The 24,203-nt window shown below is 73.8% G+C and carries 22 protein-coding genes and 4 tRNA genes; 5 read left to right on the top strand and 21 right to left on the bottom strand.

What is annotated here, in order from left to right:
- Positions 1–8: 8 nt before the first annotated feature.
- From ruvA to KG103_RS09065, 15 genes are all read right to left on the bottom strand, one after another.
- Positions 9–617 (bottom strand): Holliday junction branch migration protein RuvA, encoded by a 609-nt coding sequence (gene ruvA, locus KG103_RS09135; protein WP_207341991.1) that lies wholly within the window; start codon positions 615–617, stop codon positions 9–11.
- Between the two features lie 76 nt (positions 618–693).
- Positions 694–1,260 (bottom strand): crossover junction endodeoxyribonuclease RuvC, encoded by a 567-nt coding sequence (ruvC, locus tag KG103_RS09130; protein WP_207341992.1) that lies wholly within the window; start codon positions 1,258–1,260, stop codon positions 694–696.
- An 88-nt stretch (positions 1,261–1,348) separates the two neighbouring features.
- Entirely contained in the window at positions 1,349–2,104 is a 756-nt protein-coding gene (locus KG103_RS09125; protein WP_207341993.1) for a YebC/PmpR family DNA-binding transcriptional regulator, read from the bottom strand.
- An 86-nt stretch (positions 2,105–2,190) separates the two neighbouring features.
- Entirely contained in the window at positions 2,191–2,802 is a 612-nt protein-coding gene (gene pdxT, locus KG103_RS09120; protein WP_207341994.1) for a pyridoxal 5'-phosphate synthase glutaminase subunit PdxT, read from the bottom strand.
- Between the two features lie 11 nt (positions 2,803–2,813).
- Positions 2,814–4,022, bottom strand: coding sequence for a pyridoxal phosphate-dependent aminotransferase (locus tag KG103_RS09115; protein WP_207341995.1), 1,209 nt, complete (start codon positions 4,020–4,022; stop codon positions 2,814–2,816).
- A gap of 78 nt (positions 4,023–4,100) precedes the next feature.
- Positions 4,101–4,676 carry an NUDIX hydrolase gene (locus KG103_RS09110; protein WP_372434918.1) on the bottom strand — a complete coding sequence of 192 codons (576 nt, stop codon included), beginning with the start codon at positions 4,674–4,676 and terminating at the stop codon, positions 4,101–4,103.
- On the bottom strand, positions 4,673–5,581 hold the full coding sequence (gene pdxS / locus KG103_RS09105) for a pyridoxal 5'-phosphate synthase lyase subunit PdxS (RefSeq protein ID WP_207341996.1): 909 nt from the start codon (positions 5,579–5,581) through the stop codon (positions 4,673–4,675). Before pdxS ends, KG103_RS09110 begins: the two co-directional genes overlap by 4 nt.
- A gap of 159 nt (positions 5,582–5,740) precedes the next feature.
- Positions 5,741–6,418 carry a hypothetical protein gene (locus tag KG103_RS09100; RefSeq protein ID WP_372434919.1) on the bottom strand — a complete coding sequence of 226 codons (678 nt, stop codon included), beginning with the start codon at positions 6,416–6,418 and terminating at the stop codon, positions 5,741–5,743.
- Positions 6,415–7,602, bottom strand: a complete 1,188-nt coding sequence (locus tag KG103_RS09095) for a glycosyltransferase family 4 protein (RefSeq protein WP_207342130.1) — start codon at positions 7,600–7,602, stop codon at positions 6,415–6,417. Before KG103_RS09095 ends, KG103_RS09100 begins: the two co-directional genes overlap by 4 nt.
- A 14-nt stretch (positions 7,603–7,616) precedes the next feature.
- On the bottom strand, positions 7,617–8,606 hold the full coding sequence (locus KG103_RS09090) for a phosphatidylinositol mannoside acyltransferase (protein WP_207342131.1): 990 nt from the start codon (positions 8,604–8,606) through the stop codon (positions 7,617–7,619).
- Positions 8,606–9,217: a phosphatidylinositol phosphate synthase gene (pgsA, locus tag KG103_RS09085; RefSeq protein ID WP_207341997.1), complete on the bottom strand. Its 612-nt coding sequence runs from the start codon at positions 9,215–9,217 to the stop codon at positions 8,606–8,608. Before pgsA ends, KG103_RS09090 begins: the two co-directional genes overlap by 1 nt.
- 7 nt (positions 9,218–9,224) lie before the next feature.
- Positions 9,225–9,797 (bottom strand): HIT family protein, encoded by a 573-nt coding sequence (locus tag KG103_RS09080; protein WP_207341998.1) that lies wholly within the window; start codon positions 9,795–9,797, stop codon positions 9,225–9,227.
- 3 nt (positions 9,798–9,800) lie between these two features.
- A complete protein-coding gene (thrS, locus tag KG103_RS09075) occupies positions 9,801–11,801 on the bottom strand; it encodes a threonine--tRNA ligase (protein WP_207342132.1) in 2,001 nt (666 codons plus the stop codon).
- A 162-nt stretch (positions 11,802–11,963) separates the two neighbouring features.
- On the bottom strand, positions 11,964–14,033 hold the full coding sequence (locus KG103_RS09070; protein ID WP_207341999.1) for an NAD(+) synthase: 2,070 nt from the start codon (positions 14,031–14,033) through the stop codon (positions 11,964–11,966).
- A gap of 315 nt (positions 14,034–14,348) precedes the next feature.
- Positions 14,349–14,420, bottom strand: a tRNA-Val gene (locus KG103_RS09065).
- A 383-nt stretch (positions 14,421–14,803) separates the two neighbouring features.
- Between KG103_RS09065 and KG103_RS09060 the strand changes: the two genes are divergently transcribed.
- On the top strand, positions 14,804–15,232 hold the full coding sequence (locus tag KG103_RS09060) for an SsgA family sporulation/cell division regulator (RefSeq protein ID WP_089798897.1): 429 nt from the start codon (positions 14,804–14,806) through the stop codon (positions 15,230–15,232).
- A gap of 141 nt (positions 15,233–15,373) precedes the next feature.
- Here KG103_RS09060 and KG103_RS09055 read toward each other — a convergent pair whose 3' ends face one another.
- The gene (locus KG103_RS09055) at positions 15,374–16,237 is read right to left on the bottom strand and encodes an aminotransferase class IV (protein ID WP_207342000.1); all 864 of its coding nucleotides are present in this window, start codon (positions 16,235–16,237) and stop codon (positions 15,374–15,376) included.
- A gap of 41 nt (positions 16,238–16,278) precedes the next feature.
- A complete protein-coding gene (locus tag KG103_RS09050) occupies positions 16,279–17,364 on the bottom strand; it encodes a chorismate-binding protein (protein WP_207342001.1) in 1,086 nt (361 codons plus the stop codon).
- Between the two features lie 161 nt (positions 17,365–17,525).
- Between KG103_RS09050 and KG103_RS09045 the strand changes: the two genes are divergently transcribed.
- The 3 genes from KG103_RS09045 (at position 17,526) to KG103_RS09035 (ending at position 17,810) form a co-directional block, all read left to right on the top strand.
- Positions 17,526–17,597: transfer RNA gene (locus KG103_RS09045), tRNA-Gly, on the top strand.
- A 49-nt stretch (positions 17,598–17,646) separates the two neighbouring features.
- Positions 17,647–17,717, top strand: a tRNA-Cys gene (locus KG103_RS09040).
- 18 nt (positions 17,718–17,735) lie between these two features.
- Positions 17,736–17,810, top strand: a tRNA-Val gene (locus KG103_RS09035).
- An 82-nt stretch (positions 17,811–17,892) separates the two neighbouring features.
- On the opposite strand, the gene KG103_RS09030 is transcribed toward KG103_RS09035, so the two are convergent.
- The 4 genes from KG103_RS09030 to KG103_RS09015 all read right to left on the bottom strand — a co-directional run bounded on the left by KG103_RS09030 (position 17,893) and on the right by KG103_RS09015 (position 23,218).
- Positions 17,893–19,608 carry a dipeptide ABC transporter ATP-binding protein gene (locus tag KG103_RS09030; RefSeq protein ID WP_207342002.1) on the bottom strand — a complete coding sequence of 572 codons (1,716 nt, stop codon included), beginning with the start codon at positions 19,606–19,608 and terminating at the stop codon, positions 17,893–17,895.
- On the bottom strand, positions 19,605–20,588 hold the full coding sequence (locus KG103_RS09025; protein WP_207342003.1) for an ABC transporter permease: 984 nt from the start codon (positions 20,586–20,588) through the stop codon (positions 19,605–19,607). The genes KG103_RS09030 and KG103_RS09025 overlap by 4 nt, the downstream gene beginning before the upstream one ends.
- Entirely contained in the window at positions 20,581–21,507 is a 927-nt protein-coding gene (locus KG103_RS09020) for an ABC transporter permease (RefSeq protein WP_207342004.1), read from the bottom strand. Before KG103_RS09020 ends, KG103_RS09025 begins: the two co-directional genes overlap by 8 nt.
- An 82-nt stretch (positions 21,508–21,589) precedes the next feature.
- Positions 21,590–23,218: a peptide ABC transporter substrate-binding protein gene (locus KG103_RS09015; RefSeq protein ID WP_207342005.1), complete on the bottom strand. Its 1,629-nt coding sequence runs from the start codon at positions 23,216–23,218 to the stop codon at positions 21,590–21,592.
- 357 nt (positions 23,219–23,575) lie between these two features.
- Between KG103_RS09015 and KG103_RS09010 the strand changes: the two genes are divergently transcribed.
- Complete coding sequence (locus KG103_RS09010; protein ID WP_207342006.1) at positions 23,576–24,157, top strand: TetR/AcrR family transcriptional regulator; 582 nt, start codon at positions 23,576–23,578, stop codon at positions 24,155–24,157.
- The last annotated feature ends 46 nt before the right edge of the window (positions 24,158–24,203 follow it).

The following is a 24,203-nucleotide window of genomic DNA, read 5'->3' as shown; positions in this document are numbered from 1 at the left end:
TCGCGTCCTCAGGCACGGGCGCTCCCCAGCGAGCGCAGGGCGGCGCGCAGCACGCCGGGCACCTCGTCGGCGCCGACCGGGCCGGTGGTGCCGTCGAGCACGGCCGCGACCGCGTCCTGCGCGGCCCGCAGCGGCCAGCCGAGGCCCACGAGGGCCTCGACGACCTGCTCGCGGTGGTCGGCCGACAGCGGGGCGGAGGCGGCGCCGGTGGGCGCGGGCGCCCCCAGACGCTCCCCCAGCTCCAGGACGATGCGCTGCGCACCCTTGCGTCCGATGCCCGGCACCCGCACGAGCGCCGCCAGGTCCTCGTCCGCGACCGCACGGCGCAGCCCGTCCGGGGTGTGCACGGCCAGCATCGCCAGCGCGAGGCGCGGCCCGACGCCCGAGACCGTCTGCACGGTCTCGAACACGTCGCGCTCGTCGTCGTCGGCGAAGCCGAACAGGGTCAGGGAGTCCTCGCGCACCACGAGGGACGTGAAGAGCCGCGCAGGCTGCCCGACGCGCAGACCGGCGAGCGTCGCCGGGGTCGCCTGGACCAGCAGACCCACACCACCGACCTCGAGGACGGCCGAGTCCAGCCGTACCGCCAGCACGGTCCCGTGCACCGACGCGATCACCGCGCGCTCCTCCCGTCGTCGACCGGGACACTGTGCCACACCCGGGCGAACACCTGTACGAACGACACGCGAGCCGTCACCCCCGGCGGCGCGCCGCCTGCTCCGCCTCCGCCCACCGGCGCTGCGCGGGAGTGAGGGCCCCGGGCTCGCGCTGCGGTGCCCCCAGCGCTCCCGCCGGGCGCCACAGGTGGCAGATCGCCAGGGCGAGGGCGTCCGCGGCGTCCGCGGGCCGCGGCAGGTCGTCCAGGCCGAGCAGCCGGGCGACCATCGTCTGGACCTGCGCCTTCTCGGCACGGCCGGACCCCGTGACCGCGGCCTTGACCTCGCTGGGCGTGTGCAGGGCGACGGGGATGCGGCGACGGGCCGCCGCCACCATGGCCAGGCCGGCGACCTGCGCGGTCCCCATCACGGTGCTCACGTTGTGCTGCGCGAAGACGCGCTCGACCGCCACGGTGTCGGGCGCGTGCTCCTCGATGCACTCCTCGAGGGCGCGCTCGATGAGGAGCAGCCGCTGGTCGACGTCGAGCGCGGGGTCGGAGCGCGCGACCGACACGTGCACGAGACGGGCGCGCCGTCCGGGCAGCCCGTCGACGACGCCGAGGCCGCACCGGGTCAGGCCGGGGTCCACTCCGAGCACGCGCACGCGGCCATCGTCGCAGCCGCCGGACGCAGGACGGGCCCCGCCACACCGGTGGCGGGGCCCGTGCGCGCACCCGGGAGGGTGCGGTGCGTCACTCGGCGTCGAGCTCGGCCATGACCTCGTCGGAGGCGTCGAAGTTGGCGTACACGTTCTGCACGTCGTCGGAGTCCTCGAGCGCGTCGATCAGCCGCAGGATCTTGCGGGCGCCGTCGGCGTCGACCTCGATCTGCGTCGACGGCCACCACACGACGTCGGCCGAGTCGTAGTCGATGCCGGCCTCCTGCAGGGAGGTCCGCACGGGCACCAGGTCGGTGGCCTCGCTCAGCACCTCGAACGACTCGCCGAGGTCGGTGACCTCCTCGCCGCCCGCCTCGAGCACGGCCTCCATGACGGCGTCCTCGTCGGTGCCCTCCTTGGGGACGATGACCACGCCCTTGCGGCTGAAGATGTACTGGACCGACCCGGGGTCGGCCATCTGGCCGCCGTTGCGCGTGAAGGCCACCCGCACGTCGGACGCGGCCCGGTTGCGATTGTCCGTCAGGCACTCGACCAGCACCGCGACACCGCCGGGGCCGTAGCCCTCGTACGTGATCGACTGGTAGTCCGCGCCGCCGGCCTCCTGGCCGGAGCCGCGCTTGACGGCACGGTCGATGTTGTCGTTCGGGACGGACGACTTCTTGGCCTTCTGGATGGCGTCGAAGAGCGTCGGGTTGCCCGCGGGGTCACCGCCGCCCGTACGGGCGGCCACCTCGACGTTCTTGACGAGCTTGGCGAAGAGCTTGCCCCGCTTCGCGTCGATGACGGCCTTCTTGTGCTTGGTGGTGGCCCACTTGGAGTGACCCGACATGGCTCGTTACCCCTTCGTCTCCGCTGATCCGCCCGCGTCGCTCCCGGGGCGCCGCCCAGGTGCGGGCGGGCCGGGGATCCGCGACGTCACAGGCTGTCGCGGACGATCTGCACGAACAGTCGGTGCACCCTCGGGTCCCCGGTCACCTCGGGATGGAACGAGGTCACGAGCAGCGGGCCCTGGCGCACCGCAACGATCCTACCGGCGGCGGGGCCCTCCGCGACGCGTCCGACGACGGTGGCTGCGGGTCCCACCTCCTCGACCCAGGGCGCCCGGATGAACACGGCGTGCACCGGGTCGTGCGCGCTCTCCTCCACCCCGTCCAGGACGAGGTCCGTCTCGAAGGAGTCGACCTGCCGCCCGAACGCGTTGCGCCGCACGGTGATGTCGACGCCGCCGAGCGTGCGCTGCCCCTCGATGCCGCCGATGATCCGGTCGGCGAGCAGGATCATGCCGGCGCACGACCCGTAGGCGGGCATGCCGCCGGCCAGCCGGTCCCGCACGGGGCCGTCCAGCTCGAACGCCCGCAGCAGCTTGTCGATCGTCGTCGACTCACCCCCGGGCAGCACGAGCGCGTCCACGGCGTCGAGCTCGCTGCGGCGGCGCACCGCGACCGCGCCGACGCCGAGGGAGCCGAGCACCGCCAGGTGCTCGCGGACGTCGCCCTGCAGGGCGAGCACACCGATGGTGGGGGTCACGGTGGCCGATCCTAGGCGTCCTCGACCGCGGCCGGCCCGACCACGGCGAGGGGCCGCCCGGCAGCGCCCGTGGGGTCCGCCACCTCGTCGGCCAGCCGCTCCAGCCCGAGCAGGAGCTGGTCCCGCGGCGCCGCGAGCGAGACCCGCACCATCCCCGCGGCGGCCGTCCCGAAGGTCGACCCGGGCGCGACCGCGACGTGCCGACGTGCCAGCAGGCCCCGGGCGAAGGCATCGGTGTCGGAGGTCCCGACGTCGACCATGAGGTAGAACGCGCCGTCGGGCACGACGTGCGCCACGCCGCGGCGCGCCAGGAGCGCGCACGCGGCGTCCCGCCGCTCCCGGTAGGACGCCACGGCGTCCGCGACGCCGTCCTGCGGCCCCGTGAGCGCGGCCAGCGCCGCCACCTGCCCGGGCGTCGACGGGCAGGCGACGGTCGCCTCGGCCAGGTGGCCGAGCGCCTCGACGACGTCGGGCGCGGGGACGACGACCCAACCCGTGCGCCAGCCCGTCAGCGCGTAGGTCTTGGAGACGCTGAAGAACCCGAGGACCCGCCCGTCCGTGTCGTACGCGAGCGGGCTGACGTGCGGGCGGTCGAAGGTGATGGCCTCGTAGCACTCGTCCGACAGCAGCCACAGGTCGTGGCGCCGTGCGACCTCGACCAGCCCTGCGACGACGTCGGGCGGGTACACCGCCCCCGTGGGGTTGTTGGGCGAGCACACGACGAGCGCGCGGGTGCGCGGTGTCACGCGCGACGCCACCTCGGCAGGGTCCGGCACGAAGCCGGCGGCCGCGTGCGCCGGGTAGGTGCGCACGGCGGCACCGGCCGCGACGGCCGCCATGTCCCAGTTCGGGAAGGTGGGGTCGGGCAGCAGCACCTCGTCACCCGGGGCGAGCAGCGTGGCCATGGCCATGGCCAGCCCGTGCATCGCGCCGTGGGTCACCACGACCTCGTCGGGCGACGTGGGACGTCCGTGGGTGCGCGCGACGCGCTCGGCCGCCGCGACGCGCAGCTCGACGAGGCCCGTGCTCGAGGTGTACCCGGTGCGTCCGTCCCGCGCGGCCGCGGCGACCGCCGCCACGACGTGCTCGGCGGGACCCGCGTCGGGCTCGCCGATCTCGAGGTGGATGGCGCTCGGGTCACCCAGCGCGAGGTCCATGAGGGTGCGGATGCCCGACCGCGGGATCCGGGCGACGGGCGAGGAGGCGGCGGCACGAGGCATGCGCCGGACGCTAGCCGGGTGACGTGACCGGGATGTTACCGACCAGTACGCACGGCGCGGGGGGCCGCCCGCGACGCGTCACTCCTCGACGAGACCGAGGTGGCGCGTCGTGCCGTCCCACACCAGGACGGCCCGCACGAGCTCGGGGAGCCCGGCCGGGAACACCTCGATCGTGACGCGGTCCAGCTCGTCGAGGTCCCACCACCGCAGCTCGTCGAGGACGTCCAGCTCGACCGCGGTCCAGCCGTCGCGCGTCGTCACGAGGTCGGTCGCCGGCACGCGGGCGAGGTACAGGTCCTCGTCCTGCCGGCACGTCCGGGCGGCGAAGTCGAACAGCGCGGACCGCGTGTACACCGGGCCCACCAGCTCGTCGGGCGCCAGCACGATGCCCGTCTCCTCGCGGACCTCCCGCACCGCGGCCTGCCGGGACGTCTCCCCCGCGTCGATGCCACCGCCCACCGTGAACCACCACGACCGCTCCGGCAGGTCGACGTCGTGGCCGCGGACGAGCAGGACGCGGTCGTGCTCGTCGAGCAGGATGACGCGGGCGGCGCGCCGGTGCAGCAGGCCGTCCGGGCCGGGGACCCAGTCGCTCCCGAACACGGCGGCCGACGCGCCACCCACCTCGGCGCCGTGCGGGCCGGTCGTGCTCACCAGCCCCGCTCGGCCAACCGGTGCGGCACCGGCACGTCGTCCACGTTGATGCCGACCATGGCGTCACCCAGGCCGCGGGACACCTTGGCGATGACGTCCGGGTCGTCGTGGAACGTGGTGGCCTTGACGATGGCCGCGGCGCGCTCGGCGGGGTTGCCGGACTTGAAGATGCCCGAGCCGACGAACACGCCCTCGGCGCCGAGCTGCATCATCATGGCCGCGTCCGCAGGCGTCGCGATGCCGCCGGCGGTGAAGAGCACGACGGGCAGCTTCCCGGCCGTCGCCACCTCCTTGACCAGCTCGTACGGTGCCTGCAGGTCCTTGGCCGCGAGGTACAGCTCGTCCTCGGGCAGGGACGTCAGCCGGCGGATCTCGTCGCGCAGCGTGCGCATGTGCGTCGTCGCGTTGGACACGTCACCGGTTCCGGCCTCGCCCTTGGAGCGGATCATCGCCGCGCCCTCGGTGATGCGCCGCAGCGCCTCGCCGAGGTTCGTCGCGCCGCAGACGAACGGGACGGTGAACGCCCACTTGTCGATGTGGTGCGCGTAGTCGGCGGGCGTCAGCACCTCCGACTCGTCGACGTAGTCGACGCCGAGCGCCTGCAGCACCTGCGCCTCGACGAAGTGCCCGATGCGGGCCTTGGCCATCACCGGGATGGACACCGTCGAGATGATGCCGTCGATGAGGTCGGGGTCGCTCATGCGCGCCACGCCGCCCTGCGCCCGGATGTCCGCGGGGACCCGCTCGAGCGCCATGACGGCGACGGCGCCCGCGTCCTCGGCGATCTTCGCCTGCTCCGGGGTGACGACGTCCATGATGACGCCGCCCTTGAGCATCTCGGCCATGCCGCGCTTCACGCGCGCGGTGCCGACCTCGCCGGCGGCGGGCTGGGAGTTCTGGGTCACGTCAGACCTCTTCGATCGGTGGTGGCGGGGGGCCCGCCTGCCGCGGTGCCCGGCGGCACGGCGCGACGCCGGACGCCGGCCGCCGTGGTCGGGGACACATCCATCCTAGGCAGGACGACCCCGGCGGTGGACGGACGACCGGCACGCGGACAGCGCGCGTCAGGCGCCGGTCGCGCCGACCTCCGGGGGCACCGGCCGTGCGCTCTCGCCGGGCCGTGCCAGGCCGTGGGGCCACGCGTCGTCGAGCTCGAGGGTGCGCGGCTCGGGCGCGTGCCCCGCGAGCCGTAGCAGCCGCACCGAGGCGCTTCGGCGCACGCGCTGCGTCTGGGCGACGGCCTCGTTGTGGAACCGACGCGCCAGCTGCACGCGGTACCAGGCGGCGGCCAGGTCGCCCAGCAGCCGGGCGCCGAGCGGGTCGGTGGCCAGCGCGGCCACCTCGTCGGCGTCGTCCAGGATCTCGCGCAGCGCTGCCGTGAGCTCGCTCTCCACCTGGGACCGGTCCACCGGCTCACCCGGCGCGTCCGGGGCGCCGAGCACCTCGTGCACGTCGGGCGGCAGCAGCCCCGCCGGCACGTCGACCGCGCCCGCGGCGGTCAGCGACTCCCACACCGACTCACCCAGCACCACCGAGCTCGCGGGGTCCAGCAGGCCGCTGGTGGCCAGCTCCGACGCCACCGTCGCACGCCGGACGAGCTGCGCGTCGACCACCGCGCGAGACGCCGCCACCTTGCGGTGCAGTCGGTCCAGCCGGCTGGCGCGCACCCACACCAGCCACAGCGCCAGCAGCACGACGCCGACGACCACCAGGACGGCCGTGCCGTCCATCGCGCCCGTCACGTGCGGTTCCGCCGCAGCTCGAGCAGGCGGGCGCCGCGCAGCGACGACGGGTCCTCGCCGACGGGCGCATCGCGACCCGCCACCGCCATCTCGTAGACGGCGAGCACCTGGTCGGTCACCGCCGACCAGTCGTAGCGGCGCACCACGCGCGACGCGTGCGCGCTGATCCGCTCGCGCAGGGCGGCGTCGCCGAGCACCCGCACCAGGGTGGCGCCGAGGTCCGCCGGGTCACCGGTGCGGAACAGCACGCCGGCGTCCCCGTCGTCGAGCACGCGCGCGAACGCGCCCAGGTCGCTGGCGACCACCGTCGTCCCGGCCGCCATCGCCTCGACCAGGACGATGCCGAAGCTCTCGCCGCCGGTCTGCGGCGCGCAGTAGACGTCCACGGAGGACAGCAGCCGCGCCTTGTCCTCCTCGCTGACGCCGCCGAGGAACTCGACCGCGCCGGCCCGGTCACCCAGCAGCTCACGCGCCTGCTCCTGGCCCGTGTCACCGCTGCCCGCGACGAGGAACCGTGCACCCGGGTACGTGTCGAGCACGGTCGTGACGGCGCGCAGCAGCACGGCGAGCCCCTTGCGGGGCTCGTCGAGGCGGCCGAGGAACGCCACGGTCGGCGCCTGCGGCGTGCCGGTCCACCGGGGGTCCGTGCCGGCGTTCGCGAAGGTGTCGACCCACACCCCGTTGGGGATCACCACCGCGTCGCCGCCCAGGTGCTCGACGAGCGTGCGCCGCGCGTCCTCCGAGACCGCGATCCGCAGGGAGATCTTCTCCAGGGACTGACGGACGAGCGGGTACGCCATCTGCAGGGAGCGGGACCGCACGATCGAGGTGTGGAACGTCGCCACCACCGGGCCGTCCGCGATCCACAGGGCGAGCATGCCGAGGCTCGGCGTGACGGGCTCGTGCAGGTGCAGCACGTCGAACTCGCCGGCGGCCAGCCAGCGCCGCACCCGGCCGGCCGTCACGGGGCCGAACGTGAGCCGCGCGACGGACCCGTTGTAGTGCACGGGGACCGCGCGGCCGGCCGCGACCAGGTAGGGCGGGACGGGGGTGTCGTCGGCCGCGGGAGCGAGCACCGACACCTCGTGGCCACGCCCGATGAGCGACTCGGCCAGGTCCCGGACGTGGAACTGCACGCCCCCGGGCACGTCGAAGGAGTAGGGGCACACGATCCCCACGCGCAGGGGGCGGGTGCTGGTCACGTGGCGGTCTCCGGGCCCAGGGCGTCGTCGCCCGCAGCCGGCTCCCCCGTCGCGCGGCGAGCCGCGTCGCGGGCAGGGTCGAGGTCCGCGACGAACACGCGCTGCAGCATGTGCCAGTCCTGGGGGTGTGCCTGGATCTGATCGGCGAGGACGTCCACCCACGCCTGCGTCAGGGCGTGCACCCTGTCGGCGCGGGGCGCGTCCGCGGGGACCTCGATGCGAGGGCTGAAGCGCACGACGATCCCCCACGGCCCGCCGGCCGCCCGCCGCCGGGCACGACGCAGCCGCTCGTAGCTGATGGACGCGGCGACCAGCGGCGCGCCGGTGGTCACCGCCAGCGCGGCCGGCCCGGCCGCCACCCGCGCGCGCTGCCCGAAGAGGTCGACCTCGAGGCCCTTGGCCGTGAGGTCGCGGTCCGCCAGCAGCGGCAGGAGCCCGGGTCCGGTGCGGGTGACGTGCACCAGCTGCCGGAACACGTCGCCGCCACCGGTCAGCGGGATGATCCGCAGGCCGATGCTCTCGCGGAAGGCGAGGAACTCCTGGAAGAGCTCCTCGGGCTTCAGCCGCTCCGCGACGGTCGTGACCGGCGCGACGTGAGCGGCCGCCCAGGCGCCGGCGAGGTCCCAGTTGCCCGTGTGCCCGAGGGCGACGACGATCTGCCGCCCCTCGTCGAGGTGCGGCAGGAGGTTCTCCAGGCCCTCGACCCGCACCCGGGCCGCGAGCTGGTCCGTGCTCAGCGCGCGCAGCGTGAACGCCTCACCGAAGTAGCGCATGTACGAGCGCATGCCCGCGCGCGAGAGCCGACGCAGCGCACGCTCGTCCAGCTCGGGGCGCACCCGGGCGAGGTTGGCCTCGAGGCGCCGCACGCCGGACCCGCGGCGCGCCCACGCGACGTCCGCGCCGAGCGTGCTCAGCCCGCGCACGACGACGCCGGGGACCCGGTGGCCGACGCGCCACGCGAGGTGGTAGGCGCGGGCGACGTCGATCACGGGGCCGCCTCCCGCACCTGGCGACGGACCGTGGCCATGCGCTGCACCACCGTGACCGCCGACGCAGCCGCGAGCAGCCCCAGGACGACGGTCATGACGACGTCGGGCAGCCCGGCGCCGACCAGGATCGTCGCCACGATCACGGCCACGAGCCGCTCGGCGCGCTCGGCGATCCCGACCGCGGCCGTCATGCCCAGGCCCTCGGCACGCGCCCGGGCGTACGGCACGATCGAGCCGAGCACCAGGCACGCGAGCGCGAGGACGGCGGTGAGCCGCGAGCCGCCGCCGCCGGTGTACCAGAGCACGAGGCCGGCGAAGATCGCGCCGTCACCGAAGCGGTCGAGCGTGGAGTCGAGGAACGCCCCCCAGGGACTGCTGCGCCCGGCGCGCCGCGCCATCACCCCGTCGAGCGAGTCGGTGAGCGTGAAGACGGCGATGAGCAGGCCACCGAGCAGCAGGTGACCCGTGGGGAACGCCCACAGGGCCGTCACGACGACGACGAGCGTCCCGGTGATCGTCACGGCGTCCGGCGACACCCCCCGGCGCAGGAGCGCGTCGGCGAGCGGCGTCCACAGCCGCGTCATCACCCCGCGCAGTCGGCTCAGCACGCGTCCGTCATCCCTTCGTGGTGGCGGGCCACGCGGCGGCGAGCGCCTCACGCGTGTCGCCGAGCAGCGCCGGCAGCGCGCGCGTGCGCGCCACGATCGGCAGGAAGTTCGCGTCGCCACCCCAGCGGGGCACGACGTGCTGGTGCAGGTGCGCCTGGATGCCCGCGCCCGCGACCTGCCCCTGGTTCATGCCGAGGTTGAAGCCGTCGGGCGCGAGCACGTCGCGCACCACCCGCATCGCGGTGCGCGTGAGGTCCGCCACCTCCGCGACCTCGGACGGCGTGAGCTCGGTGTAGTCCGCGACGTGCCGGTACGGGCACACCAGGAGGTGCCCGGAGTTGTACGGGTAGAGGTTCATCACCACGTAGGCGACCGCGCCGCGGTGCACGACGAGCCCCTGCTCGTCCGGCAGGCCGGGGATGCGGCAGAACGGGCAGCCGTCCCCCGGCGAGTCGTCCGCGGGCTTGTCCTGCCCGCCGATGTAGGCCATGCGGTGCGGGGTCCAGAGGCGGTCGAGCCCGTCCGGGACGCCGGCGAAGGCGTCGGCGGGCTCGACCTCCACGTCGTCGGAGGAGGGCACGGCTCAGACCTGCACGCGGTCGCGGACGGCCGCGACGATCCGCTCGACCGCCACGTCGACGGGCACGCCGTTGTCCTGCCGGCCGTCGCGGTAGCGGAAGGAGACGGCACCGGCCTCGGCGTCCTCCCCGCCGGCGATGAGCACGAACGGGATCTTCTGCGTCGAGGCGTTGCGGATCTTCTTGCCGAAGCGGTCGTCGGAGCGGTCGACCTCGGCACGGATCCCCTGGGCGCGCAGGCGGGAGACCACCTCGTCGAGGTACGGCTCGAACGGCTCGGCGACCGGCACGGCCAGCACCTGGACGGGGGCGAGCCAGGCGGGGAACGCCCCGGCGTAGTGCTCGGTCAGCACGGCGAAGAACCGCTCGATCGAGCCGAACAGGGCGCGGTGGATCATCACCGGGCGCTGCCGGGTGCCGTCGGGGGCGGTGTACTCGAGCTCGAAGCGCTCGGGGAGGTTGAAGTCGAGCTGGATGGTCGACATCTGCCAGGTGCGGCCGATGGCGTCCTTGGCCTGGACCGAGATCTTGGGGCCGTAGAAGGCGGCGCCGCCCGGGTCCGGCACGAGGTCGAGGCCCGAGGCCTCGGCGACCTCGCGCAGGGTCTCGGTCGCCTCCTCCCAGACCTCCTCGGAGCCCACCGACTTCTCGGGGTTGCGGGTCGACAGCTCCAGGTAGAAGTCGTCGAGCCCGTAGTCCTTGAGCAGGTCGAGGACGAAGGTGAGCAGACTGGTCAGCTCGTCCTTCATCTGCTCGCGCGTGCAGTAGATGTGCGCGTCGTCCTGGGTGAAGCCGCGCGCGCGGGTCATGCCGTGCACGACGCCGGACTTCTCGTACCGGTACACGGTGCCGAACTCGAAGAGCCGCAGCGGCAGCTCGCGGTACGACCGCCCGCGCGAGGCGAAGATGAGGTTGTGCATCGGGCAGTTCATGGGCTTGAGGTAGTAGTTCTGCCCCTCGCGCCGGATCGTGCCGTCCTCGTGGTACTCCGCGTCGAGCTGCATGGGCGGGTACATGCCGTCGGCGTACCAGTCCAGGTGGCCCGAGATCTGGAAGAGCTGCTCCTTGGTGATGTGCGGCGAGTTCACGAAGGAGTAGCCGGCCTGCACGTGCCGGCGGCGCGAGTACTCCTCCATCTCCATGCGGATGATGCCGCCCTTGGGGTGGAAGACCGCCAGGCCGGACCCGATCTCCTCGGGGAACGAGAACAGGTCGAGCTCGTTGCCGAGCTTCCGGTGGTCACGGCGCTCCGCCTCGGCGATCCGCTCGAGGTAGGCCTTGAGCTCGTCCTTGGTCGGCCACGCGGTGCCGTAGACCCGCTGCAGCTGCGGGTTCTTCTCCGACCCGCGCCAGTAGGCGGCCGCGGACCGGGTGAGCTGGAAGCCGTTGCCGATCAGGCGGGTGGAGGGCAGGTGCGGACCGCGGCACAGGTCCTGCCACACGACGGTCTCGGACTCCCGCCCGGCGCCGCGCACGTTCTGGTAGATCGACAGCCCGCCGAGGCCCACCTCGACGGACGCGCCGTCGGTGTCCCCGGCCTCGCCCTTGAGCCCGATGAGCTCGAGCTTGTACGGCTCGGCAGCGAGCTCCTCGCGCGCCTGCGCCTCGGTGACCTCCCACCGCCGGAAGGTCTGGCCCTCCTTGACGATCCGGCCCATGACCTTCTCGATGGCCTTCAGGTCCTCGGGGGTGAACGGGGTCTCGACGTCGAAGTCGTAGTAGAAGCCGTCGGTGATCGGCGGGCCGATGCCGAGCCGCGCCTTCGGGTTGACCTCCTGCACCGCCTGCGCGAGCACGTGGGCGGCCGAGTGCCGCAGCACCGCGAGCCCGTCCGGGGAGTCGATGGTCACCGGCTCCACCACCGCGCCGGACGCCAGCGGCGCAGCGAGGTCCTTCAGCTCGCCGTCGACGCGGACGACGACGACGTCCCGGCGGTCGGCGAACAGCTCGGCGCCCGTCGTGCCCTGCGCGACCGGGGTCTCGACGCCGTCGACGGTCAGGGTCATCTGCTCGGGCACGTTCGTGAGCTCCTCGGGTCTGCCCGCTCCGCGGGTCGCGGCGGGTCGGCGGCACGGGTCGGCGGTCGTCGACACGGGCCAGGTCGATGCTACCGACCGCGGTCGGCCGGAGGCGCACCCCGCCGTCGCCGACCGGGGTGCAGAGGCGGGTCAGGACGGGCGGGGCCCGCCGGGCAGCTCGTGCGGGACGTGCGCCTCGAGCTCCGCGAGCCAGGCCGCGGGCGACGCGTCGGACGGCATCCGCCAGTCGCCGCGTGGCGACATCGTGCCGCCCTCGCTGACCTTCGGGCCGTTCGGGAGCGCCGAGCGCTTGAACTGGCTGGCGAAGAACCGTCGAAGGAACACCTCGAGCCAGCAACGCACCGTCGGCAGGTCGTACTCGGGGCGCCGGTCCTGCGGCCACGCCGGGGGCCACTCCCCCGCCGACGCGTCGTGCCAGGCGTGCCACGCGAGGAAGGCGATGCGGCTGGGCCGCATGCCGTGCCGCAGCAGCTGGTACAGCGCGAAGTCGTGCAGCGCGTACGGGCCGATCGTGTCCTCGGTGGACTGGATCCGCTCGCCCTCGCGCGCCGGGACCAGCTCCGGGGAGATCTCCTGGTCCAGGACGCGCAGCAGCACCGCGTTCGTCGCGTCGTCGAAGTGCCCCTCGCCGACCACCCAGCGGATGAGGTGCTGGATCAGGGTCTTGGGAACGCCGGCGTTGACGGCGTAGTGGGACATCTGGTCCCCCACGCCGTAGGTGCACCAGCCCAGCGCCAGCTCCGAGAGGTCGCCGGTGCCCAGCACGATGCCGCCGCGCTGGTTGGCTGCGCGGAAGAGGTAGTCGGTCCGCAGACCCGCCTGCACGTTCTCGAACGTGACGTCGTAGACCTCCTCACCGGCGCCAGCAGGGTGGCCGAGGTCCGCGAGCATCTGGCGTGCGGCGGGGCGGATGTCGATCGTCTCGAACGTCGTGCCGAGCGACTCCATGAGCGCCAGCGCGCTGGCCTTCGTGCCCTCGCTGGTCGCGAACCCCGGCATCGTGAACGCCAGGATGTCGCTGCGGGGACGGCCGAGCCGGTCCATGGCCCGGGCGGCCACGATGAGCGCGTGCGTCGAGTCCAGCCCGCCGGACACCCCGATGACGACCTTGGCGCCCCCGACCGCACGCAGCCGCTGCTCCAGGCCGCTGACCTGGATGTTGTACGCCTCGTAGCAGTCGAGGGCGAGGCGCTGCGGGTCGTCCGGCACGAACGGGAACCGGTCGACTCGCCGACGCAGCCCGACGTCGCCCGCCGGCGGGTCGAGGGTGAAGGCGACGGTCCGGTGCGAGGCGCCCGCGGGGGGCATGCCCAGCCCGCGGCGGTTGTCGTCGAAGGTCCCGGTGCGCTGGCGGTGCTGGCGCAGCCGGTCGAGGTCGACGTCCGCCACCGTGTGCACCGGCTCGTCGACGAACCGCGGCCCCTCGGCCAGCAGCTCGCCCAGCTCGTAGACCATGGTCTGGCCGTCCCACGACAGGTCCGTCGTCGACTCGCCGTACCCGGCCGCCGCGTACACGTACGCCGCTGCGCACCGCGCGGACGCCGAGCGCACCAGCAGCCGGCGGTCCTCGGCCCGCCCCACGGTGATCGGGCTCGACGAGAGGTTGACGAGCACGGTGGCACCCGCGAGCGCGGCGGTCGCGCTGGGCGGGACCGGGACCCACAGGTCCTCGCACACCTCGACGTGCAGGACGAGCCCGGGCACGTCGGTCGCCGCGAACAGCAGGTCGGGGCCGATCGGCACGTCCTGCCCGGCGATCGTGATCGTGCCGCGCACGTCGTCCCCCGGGGCGAACCAGCGACGCTCGTAGAACTCCCGGTACGTCGGCAGGTACGACTTGGGCGCGACGCCGAGGACCCGGCCGCGGTGCACGACCACCGCGGCGTTGAGCAGCCGCCCGCCGTGCGCGAGCGGCGCGCCCACGACCAGCACGGGCCGCAGGTCGTGCGAGGCGGCGACGACCTCGTCGAGCGCGGCGCGCACCGCCTCGAGCAGCGCGTCCTGCAGGAACAGGTCGTCGATCGCGTAGCCGGACAGGCACAGCTCGGGCAGCACGGCGACGGCGACGCCGTCGTCGTGGCACGCACGCGCGGCCGTGATGACGGCCGCCGCGTTGCGGGCCGGGTCGGCGACGGTGACGGGCACCGTGCACGCGGCGACCCGGGCGAACCCGTGGGCGTAGGCGGAGAGGAAGTCCACGTCGCGAGTCTGGCACGGCCCGCGGTTGCCGACCTCGGTGCACGCCCCGGCCGGCGCGGTCCCCGAGCAGCACGGACGCGAGCTGCCCGCGCGAGGTGAGGTGACCGAGGTGGAGGGGAACCACGCGGCGTACCTCACGCGTCCGGACGTGGTCGCCGGCGTCATCGACCGCGCCGCCCGCACCGCCCTGGTGCCTGCCGCCTGAGCCCGCGGGCGGCGGGACGGGTGCGGTCCTCGGCGGCCACGACCCGCCGGGCCCACCCGGTCCGGACACGACGACGCCCCAGCCATCAGGCCGGGGCGTCGTCGAGCGGGTGGGCGATACTGGGTTCGAACCAGTGACCTCCTCGGTGTGAACGAGGCGCTCTACCACTGAGCCAATCGCCCGCTGCGTGCGCCGTCCGGGTCCGTCGACGGCCCAGCCCCTCGGGGCAGACCACCGGCGAACCACCCGTGGGCGGCACGGGAGACGATGTTAGCGGACGTCGGCCCGAACGCCGAACCGACCTCGTCGTCGGCGTGCCGCGCCGGCCCGTGGAGCCCTGCGCAGGAGCGCCCCGACGTGCTCACGACGGGTCTCACGACCGGCGCCGCGACCGGGCAGCTTGTCGCGATCTGCACCCTCCCGTGCGATGGGCAACGTTTTCCATCAAGGTGAAAGGGTCCGGGCGGGTGAACTGTGGGCAAGCAACGGTCCAATGGGACATCGGTCCTGCCATGATGTGAGTCCACGGGCCCGTGCGGGCACCACCACGCGACAGGAGGACCCGATGACGGGATCGTCGTACGACGTCATCGAGGTCGTCGCCATGCAGCTCATCGGGTCCGATGCGACCGTCATCCCGGTGTCCGCGGAGCTCTGCTTCCGCACCACCGACCCCTACACGGTGCGCGCCGTCTTCACGGGCGCCCACACGATGTCGACGTGGCTGCTCGGCCGCGAGCTGCTCGCCCAGGGCGTGCACGCGGTCGCCGACGCCCCGGCCGGCACCGGTGACGTGCAGGTCTGGCGCGACGACGACCCCGACTACACCCTCGTGTCGCTCTCGGGCGTCGAGGGCAGCGCGCTGCTGGCGGCGCCGACGGAGCCGCTGCTGCGGTTCCTCGCCGCGACCGAGTCCCTCGTCCCCGTGGGCGCGGAGTCGGACAAGATGGAGGGCGAGATCACGGCGCTGATCGCCGCCCTGCTCACCGCCTGACCCGCGGCACCACCCGACGGCTCCAGCCGGTCCCGCACGCGCGGGGCCGGCTGTCGTCGTCCGGGCGCGTCGTCGTCCGGGCGCGTCGTCGTCCAGCCGTGCGGTCGTCCGGGGCCCGCCACCGTCCGGCTCCGCAGGGGCCTACGGGTCCAGGTCCTGGGGCAGCCGCTCGAGGAACACGCGCCGGGCCTCCTGCGACAGCGGTCCGGGCGTCACGTCCACGTCGTCGAGGCGCACGACCGGGGTGACGTGACGCACGGACCCCGTCAGCGCCAGGTGGGCGCGCCCGGCGGCCACGTCGTCCAGCACCTCCCACGGCAGCTCGTCGGGACGGGCCTCGCGCACCGGGAGCCCGGCCTCACGCCCCCACAGCAGCACGAGCTCGCGGGTGATGCCCGCCAGCGCGCCGGTCTCCAGCGCGGGCGTCAGCATCTCCCCGGCGGTCTCGACGAACACGTTGGACCCGGTGCCCTCGCACAGGCGCCCCCGGGTGTCGGCCAGGAGGGCCTCGTCGGCGCCGTGCTCGCGGGCGCGGGCGAGCGCCACGACGTTCTCGCCGTACGACGTGGTCTTCAGCCCGGCCAGCGGTGAGCGCTCGTTGCGGACCCACGGCACCCGCACCGCGCGGGCGACCTCGGCCGCGGCCGCCGGACCTGCGACCACGACGACCACGGGGCGCTGCTCGTGCGGCGCGTCGCGCTGCGTGCCCAGCGGACCCGGACCGCCGGTCACGGTGATCCGCAGGCGCCCCGCGCGCTCCCCCGCCGCGGCGAGCACCGCGCGCACGCCGGCACGCACGTCGTCCAGCGGCAGGGCCGGCAGCCCCATCCCCCGCGCGGACGCCTCCAGGCGGGCCAGGTGCCGGGTCAGGGCGAACGCGACGCCGTGGTGCACGGCACAGGTCTCGAAGACACCGTCGCCGACTGTCACGCCGTGGTCGACGGCCGTGAGCACCGGCTCGTCCGGGGTGCGCAGCCGGCCGTCGGCCCAGATGGTCACGTCCACGCCGGCCATCCTGCCACCGGCCGCGCCCGCGCGGCCGGTCGTCAGCGCGACGCGAGCGCGACCAGTCGGGCGGCCTTGAGCTCGGTCTCGTCCCACTCCGCCGCGGCGTCGCTCGCCCACGTGATCCCGGCCCCGGTGCCGAAGCGCAGGACGTCGTCACGCCACCAGAAGGTGCGGATGCCGACGGCGAGCTCGGCGGACCAGGTGCCGTCCCCGGCCACGTGCACCCATCCGACCAGGCCGCAGTACGGGCCGCGCGGGACGGGCTCGAGCTCCGCGATCACCCGGAGCGCCGAGCTCTTGGGCGCCCCGGACACCGAGCCCGGCGGGTAGGTCGCGGCGAGCAGCCGGGCGAGACCGTCCGGTGCGTCCCGGACCTCGGGGAGCAGGTCGCCGGCGACGGTCGAGACGAGGTGCACCAGCCCAGGGTGCTGCTCGGTGGCCAGCAGGTCGGTCACCCGCACGGTCCCCGGCCGGCACACGCGCTGCAGGTCGTTGCGCACGAGGTCGGTGATCATCACGTTCTCCGCGCGGTCCTTGGCGCTCAGACCGGCGGGCGTGGCCGCGGTGCCCTTGATGGGCGCCGACGTGACGACGCCGTCCCGCACGCGCAGGAAGAGCTCGGGCGAGGCCGTGACGACCCACCCCGGCGCCACAGGGCCCCCGAAGGGCACGTGGACGCCCCCGGAGTACGGCGCCGGGTTCCCGGCCGCGAGACGGGCGCCCAGGGCACGCGCAGCGGGCTCACGGCCGTCGCCGCCGGGCAGCGGCGCGGACAGCACGCGGCAGACGTTCGCCTGGTACACCAGCCCGTCGCGCACGTGCGCGCGGACCCGCTCCACCGCGGCCACGTAGCCGGCACGGTCCAGCGACGACGTCCAGGCCGCGCGCGGCGGCCCCTGCCAGGCCTGCGACGCACCCTGCGCAACGGCCGCCGGGCGCACGTCGGCGAAGCGCCACGCGTCGACACGGCCCTCGAACTCCCCCACGACCGCCCACCAGCCCGGTGCCGCCGTCGCGTCCGGCCGGGCCCGCAGATCGGCGTGCTCGACGACCCCCCGGGCGTGGCGCCCCCCGAACCACGCCTCACCGGGGGCGGGGACGGGCGCTGCGGACGGGCTGGGCACGGGCTCAACCTACCCAGGCCCGACGGGCGTCCGGGCCGCTCGCAGGAGCCACGGAACGCGCCCGCGGACACGCTGGTGAGGGGCCGGTTGGACTCTCACCGATGTTGTCGTCTAGAGTCTTCGACGCACCAGGAACGCCGGTGAAACGGCGGAACTGACGCGCGGACGTGGCTCAGTGGTAGAGCATCACCTTGCCAAGGTGAGGGTCGCGGGTTCGAATCCCGTCGTCCGCTCGGAGGCTATCCCCATCGGTACCCAACCGTTGTGGACTGCGGTCTCAGCGGTGGAGTGGCCGAGAGGCGAGGCAGCGGCCTGCAAAGCCGTATACACGGGTTCGAATCCCGTCTCCACCTCGCATGTACTCCCCCCATGGGCGATTGGCGCAGCGGTAGCGCGCTTCCCTGACACGGAAGAGGTCACTGGTTCGATCCCAGTATCGCCCACCAGCATCACCCAGCGAGAGCCGTCCCGGAGGTCCGGGACGGCTCTTCTGCTGTCCGGTGACGTCGGCGGCCGACGTCACCCCCGTCAGCGCCCCGCGGGCAGCGCCAGCCCCGCACCGGGGATCGCGGCGAGCAGGTCCCGCGTGTACTGCTCCCGGGGGGCGTCGAACACGTCGTCCGTCGGGGCGTGCTCGACGACCTTGCCCTCGCGCATGACGACGACTGAGTCCGCGATCTGGCGCACCACGGCGAGGTCGTGGGTGATGAACAGGTACGCCAGGCCCAGCTCGCGCTGCAGTCCGGCGAGCAGGTCGAGGACCTGCGCCTGCACCAGCACGTCGAGCGCCGAGACGGCCTCGTCGAGCACGACGACCTCGGGCGCGAGCGCGAGCGCCCGTGCGAGGGCGACCCGCTGGCGCTGCCCCCCGGACAGCTCGGCCGGGAACCGTCGCATGACGTCGTGCGGCAGGGCGACCATGTCGAGGAGCTCGCGCACGCGCGCCTCGCGCGCCGGGCGGTCCCCGACCCGGTGCACGCGCAGCGGCTCCTCGAGCGACCGGTAGACCGAGTACTGCGGGTCGAGCGACCCGTAGGGGTTCTGGAACACCGGCTGGATCCGGCGGCGGAACGCGAGCTGCTCCCGCCGGGTCAGCCCGCCGACGTCCTGCCCGTCGAACAGCACCGTCCCGGCCGTCGGCTCCAGCAGGCCGAGCACCATGTTCGCCGCGGTCGACTTGCCCGAGCCGGACTCCCCCACCAGGGCCAGCGTGCGGCCACGGGCGAGCGTGAAGCTCACGTCGTCCACGGCCGTGAAGCCGGTCGCTCGCGCACCACGGCCACGGGTGCGGAACACCTTCGTCAGGTGCGAGGCCACGACGACCTCGTCGCGCCGCGCCTCGGGCTCGTCGGCGTGCCGCGCGAGGAGGTCGTCGACGGGCTGCTCGCCGCGGGCGTGGGCGACCTGGATCCGGCGCGACGACAGCGAGGGCGCCGAGGCCACCAGCCGGCGGGTGTACGGGTGCAGCGGATCGGCCAGGATCCGGCGCGCCGGCCCGGACTCCACGACCTCACCCCGGTACATCACGACGAGGTGCTCGGCGCGCTCGGCCGCGAGGCCGAGGTCGTGCGTGATGAACAGGACCGCGGTGCCGAGGTCGGCGGTCAGGGTGTCGAGGTGGTCGAGGATCTGCCGTTGCACGGTCACGTCGAGGGCGGACGTCGGCTCGTCGGCGATGAGCAGCCGCGGGCGTGATGCCAGACCGATCGCGATGAGCGCGCGCTGGCGCATGCCGCCGGAGAACTCGTGCGGGTAGAGGCCGGCACGCGCACCGGCGTCCGGCAGCCCCGCCTCCGTGAGCAGCTCGTGCACACGGGTGCGGCGCGCCGCCCGCGTGCCGACGAACCCGTTGGCGCGCAGCGCCTCCTCGACCTGGGAGCCGATCTTCCACACGGGGTTGAGGTTCGACATCGGGTCCTGCGGGACCAGGCCGATCTGGTCGCCGCGCAGCGCCTCGACCTCCCGGCGGCCGAGACCGACGAGCTCACGACCCGCGAAGCGGATGCTGCCACCGGTGACCCGGCCCGTGCCGGGCAGCAGGTCGATGATCGCGTGCGCGGTCGTCGACTTGCCGGACCCGGACTCACCGACGATCGCGACGGACTGACCCGGGTAGACGGTCAGGTCGGCACCGCGCACGGCGTGCACCGGGCCGGTGGCGGTGGCGAACGCCACCTCGAGCCCACGGATCTCCAGGAGCGGGGCGTCCGGGTCGAGCGGCGTCCGGGGGGTGGGGGTGCTCATCGGGTGCGCGCCTTCGGGTCGAGGGCGTCGCGCACGACGTCGCCCATCATGATGAAGCCGAGGACCGTCAGGGCCAGCGCCCCGGCGGGGTACAGCAGGATCTCCGGGTTCGTGCGGATGGCGCCCTGCCCCTGCGAGATGTCCCCGCCCCAGGACACGACCGACGGCGGCAGCCCGATGCCCAGGAAGCTGAGCGTCGCCTCGGCCACGATGAACGTGCCGAGGGCCACCGTCGCGTAGACGATGACCGGTGCCGCGGAGTTCGGCAGCACGTGCCGCAGGAGGATGCCGGGCCTGCTCATGCCCAGGGACCGCGCGGCCGTGACGAACTCGTCGTTCTTGACGGACATCACGGTGCCGCGCGCGATGCGCGCGATCGGCGGCCAGCCGAAGGACGCCAGCACCAGGGCCACCGTCAGGGCGGTCCGGCGGGTGGACAGGCTCATGATGACGATGGCGGCGAGCACGAGGGGGATCGCGAAGAAGATGTCCGTCACGCGGGCCAGCAGCGTGTCCGCCCACCCTCCGAGGTACCCGGCGAGCGCACCCGCCGTGGTCCCCACCGCGACGACGAGCAGCGTGGTGAGCACGCCGACGATCACCGAGGCCCGGGCGCCGTGCACGGTGCGCGAGAAGATGTCGCACCCCTGACGGTCGAACCCGAAGGGGTGCCCGGCCCGGGGGGCGTCCAGGGCGTCGGACAGGGCGCACGTGCGCGGGTCGATCGACGTGAACAGACCGGGGAACGCGGCCACCAGCAGGACCATGACGATGAGCAGCGCGGACACCCAGAACAGGGGGCGTCGGCGCATGCCGTGCCACGCCTCGCGCCAGAACCCCGCGGGCGCGCTCGTCGTACGGACGGCGTCGACGGCGCCGAGCTCGTCGTCGGAGGCCGGACGGGCGATGTGCTCCTGACCGGGTCGCGGTGCGGTGCGGACGGCGTCGACGGCACCGGTGCTGAGGGGGGCGTCAGGCATAACGGATCCTCGGGTCCAGCGCGGCGTACAGCAGGTCGACCGCGAGGTTGGCGACGATGTAGACGAGCACGAGCACGGTGGTCAGCGCCACGACGGTCACGTTCTCGCCGCGCGTGATGGCGTCGTAGAGAGTGCCCCCGACGCCGTGGATGTTGAAGATCCCCTCGGTGACGATCGCCCCGCCCATGAGAGCGCCGAGGTCGGCACCGAGGAACGTCACGACCGGGATGAGCGAGTTGCGCAGCACGTGCCGCCCGGTGACCTGTGTGCGGGACAGGCCCTTGGCGCGGGCCGTGCGCACGAAGTCGGCGGAGAGGTTCTCCTGCACCGACGTCCGGGTCAGGCGCAGCACGTACGCGAACGACGTCGCGGCGAGGACGGACGCCGGCATCAGCAGGCTGACGACGTCGGGGTCACGGCCGGCGGTGATCGGCAGCCAGCCCAGGTTGACCCCGACGACGATCTGCAGGACGAAGCCGAGGACGAACGTCGGCACCGCGATCACCAGCAGGCTGAGCACGAGGACCGTCGAGTCGAACAGCCCGCCCTTGCGCATCCCGGCGAGGAGTCCGAAGCCGACGCCGAGCACGGCCTCGATGGCCAGCGCCATGAGGGCGAGCTGGAACGTCACCGGCAGCGCCTGGGCGATGACTTCCGTGACCTCACGGCCGGTGAACGTGACGCCGAGGTCGAGCGTGACGATGCCCTTGAGGTAGAGCAGGTACTGGACGAGGAACGGCTCGTCCAGGTGGAACTCCGCACGGATCTGCTCCTGCACGGCCTCGGGCAGGCCGCGCTCGCCGCCGAGCGCGAGCACGGGGTCACCCGGGCGCAGGAACACCAGCGCGTAGAGCAGGAGGGTGGCGCCGAGGAAGACGGGGATGACCTGCAGGACCCTGCGGCCGATGTACCAGCGCATGCCGACGTCTCTTCCGGTGGTTCCGTCACGGAGCGGGTGGACGGGTCCCGGCGCCGCGGGTCGGCGGCGCCGGGACCGCGCGTCACTCGCTCTTGGTGACCTGGTAGAGGATCGGGTCCGAGTCCCAGCCGAACTCGACGTTCTCGACGGTGTCGGCCCAGCCGCCGGTCGCGTTGTTGTACCAGAGCGGGATACCCGGCAGCTGCTCGAACAGGATCGACTCGGCCTCGAGGTACAGGGCCACGGCCGCCTCCGGGTCGTCCGCCCCGTTCGCCTCGGCGAGCTTGGCGTCGAAGTCGGCGTTGGACCACTGGCCGTCGTTGGAGCCTGCACCGGTCCCGTAGATCGGGCCGAGGAAGTTGCTCATGGCCGGGTAGTCGGCCTGCCAGCCACCGCGGAACAGGCCCGGCACCGAACCCGCGTCGCGGGCGTCGAGGTACTCGTCGAATGTCGGGTACGGGTAGAACTCGCAGCCGATCTCGAGCACGGTGCGGATGTTGTTGCAGACCGCGTCGACCCACGTCTGGTGGTCGGAGTCGGCGTTCGAGGCGATCTGGAGCGTGTAGTCGCCCACCGGCGTGATCGCCTCGGCCTGCGCCCACAGGTCGACCGCGAGCTCGGGGTCGTAGTCCAGGACGTCGTTGCCGGGGATGTCCTCGGTCCAGCCGTCGATCACCGGCGACGTGAAGTCCGTGGCCGGGGTGCGCGACCCGGAGAAGATCGTCTCGGTCACCTCGGGGCGGTTGATCGCGTGGGACACCGCCTGCCGGCGCAGCAGGCCCGCCTCGCCCTGGAACTCGGGCAGCCACTGCGGCACGGTCAGCACCTGGATGACGGCGGCCGGCTGGTTGACCGAGCGGCCCTCGAGCTCGTCCTCGAACGTCGCGAAGGCCGACGAGGGCACGTTCTTGATGATGTCGAGCTGACCGCCGAGCAGGTCGTTGTACGCCGAGTCCTCGTCGGTGTACGCGACGAGCTCGAGGCCGCCGTTCTGCGGCGTCCGCTCACCGGCGTACTCGGGGTTCGGCTCGAGGGTGATGGCCTGGTCGTGCTCCCAGGACTCCAGCATGTACGGGCCGTTGCCGACCGGCGCCTCGCCGAAGGCCTCGGGGTCCTCGAAGAACACCTCCGGCAGCGGGAAGAACGCGGCGTAGCCCAGCCGGATCGGGAAGTCGGACTCGGGCTGGCTGAGCTTCACGACGAGCGTGCTGTCGTCCTCCACGACCAGGCCGCCGGCCTCGATGAGGGAGACGTTCTCATCGTAGGAGAAGCCCTCGATGGGTTCGAAGAAGTACGACAGGCTCTGCTTGTTGTCGAGCGCGGCGCCGTAGTCCCACGCCTTCGCGAAGCTCTCGGCGGTGACGTCCGTCCCGTCGCTGAACGTCCACCCGTCGGCGATCGTGATCGTCCAGGTGAGGTTGTCGTCGGACTCGATCGACTCGGCGACCTCGTCGTGCACGGCGCCCTCGGCGTCGTAGTACACGAGCCCGGCGAAGAGGTTCTGCACCGCCAGCGCCCCGAAGACCTCGTTGGTCATGGTCGGGATCAGCGGGTTCTGCGGCTCACCGTTGTGGACGGTGACGACGCCCCCGCCCGCGTCCGCCGTGCTCGTGTCCGAGCCGCCGTCGTCACCGTCGGAGGCGCACGCCGTGAGGGCGAGCGCCCCGGCCAGGCCGAGTGCGGTGAGGGCGGTGGGGCGCCTGGTTCTCATGTGTTCCTCCGGTGCAAGGCGGGTCGGGTGTGCCGCCGGCGGTGGCGCCGTCCGCGAGGGGTGGCGCGTCCGTGGTGGGACGCGCCGGACAGTAGGCGAAGCGCTCCCGCCGTCACACACCTCCTGCGCCCGCAAGGCACGCTGTTACTGAACTGCGCCCGGGTATTTACACGACCGACATCAAAGGCCCGCGGCGGCGATACTGACCATTCTTGTGCGCCACGACCCCGGGTCGCCCCCACGGGCGACGGCAGGGTCGGTCGCCGTGCGGCCCGCCCCGAGGACCGCATGCGCGTCGGGCATTCCGCCACGTAGAGTGCGGAACGGCCGGGCGCCTGGCCGTCAGGAGGTAGCGGCTTGACGACCGTCGCGACCCCCCGACCACCCGCCCCGAGGGAGAGAATTCTCGACGCGGCGGACGTGCTGTTCTATGACAGGGGCGCCCGGGACGTCAGCATCGAGGACGTCGTCGTCCTCGCCGGAACCACCCGCATGACCTTGTACCGGCATTTCCCGTCGAAGGACGATCTCGTGCTCGCGCACCTGCGCCGGCGGGCCGAGCACGAGCGCACGGTCCTCGCGGACGTCGTGCGCGACGCGGCGCGCGACCGGCGCAACCCCCTCCTGCTGCTGGCGGCCCGCGTGCGGGACGACGTCACGGCCCCCGGGTTCCGCGGGTGCCCGTTCCTCAACGCCGCGGCCGAGTACCGCGACCCCGAGCACCCGGTGCGGCGCCTCGTCGCCGCGCACCGGGCCTGGTTCCGGACAAGCCTCGTGGGGCTCGTCGCCGACACCGGCGCGCACGACCCCGAGGGGATCGCCGACAGGATCGTGCTGCTGCGCGACGGTGCGATGGCCGGCGGCGCGCTGGGTGGCGCGTCCTCGCCGGCCGGGGCCCTACCGCCCGCCGTGGCCGCGGTGCTGGGGGTGCGCAGCTGACGGGACGGCTCGGATCCCGAACCTTCACCGGCTGCGCGGCGGCGCC

Source organism: Cellulomonas wangleii (assembly GCF_018388445.1).
Lineage (GTDB): Bacteria > Actinomycetota > Actinomycetes > Actinomycetales > Cellulomonadaceae > Cellulomonas > Cellulomonas wangleii.
This window is presented reverse-complemented; position numbering and strand designations above follow the sequence as displayed.

Excerpts from the sequence above, each read along its gene's own strand:
- KG103_RS09125 (WP_207341993.1), bottom strand. The coding sequence starts at position 2,104 with ATGTCGGGTCACTCCAAGTGGGCCACCACCAAGCACAAGAAGGCCGTC.
- KG103_RS09115 (WP_207341995.1), bottom strand. The coding sequence starts at position 4,022 with ATGCCTCGTGCCGCCGCCTCCTCGCCCGTCGCCCGGATCCCGCGGTCG.
- thrS (WP_207342132.1), bottom strand. The coding sequence starts at position 11,801 with ATGACCCTGACCGTCGACGGCGTCGAGACCCCGGTCGCGCAGGGCACG.
- KG103_RS09060 (WP_089798897.1), top strand. The coding sequence starts at position 14,804 with ATGACGGGATCGTCGTACGACGTCATCGAGGTCGTCGCCATGCAGCTC.
- KG103_RS09030 (WP_207342002.1), bottom strand. The coding sequence starts at position 19,608 with ATGAGCACCCCCACCCCCCGGACGCCGCTCGACCCGGACGCCCCGCTC.
- KG103_RS09025 (WP_207342003.1), bottom strand. The coding sequence starts at position 20,588 with ATGCCTGACGCCCCCCTCAGCACCGGTGCCGTCGACGCCGTCCGCACC.
- KG103_RS09020 (WP_207342004.1), bottom strand. The coding sequence starts at position 21,507 with ATGCGCTGGTACATCGGCCGCAGGGTCCTGCAGGTCATCCCCGTCTTC.
- KG103_RS09015 (WP_207342005.1), bottom strand. The coding sequence starts at position 23,218 with ATGAGAACCAGGCGCCCCACCGCCCTCACCGCACTCGGCCTGGCCGGG.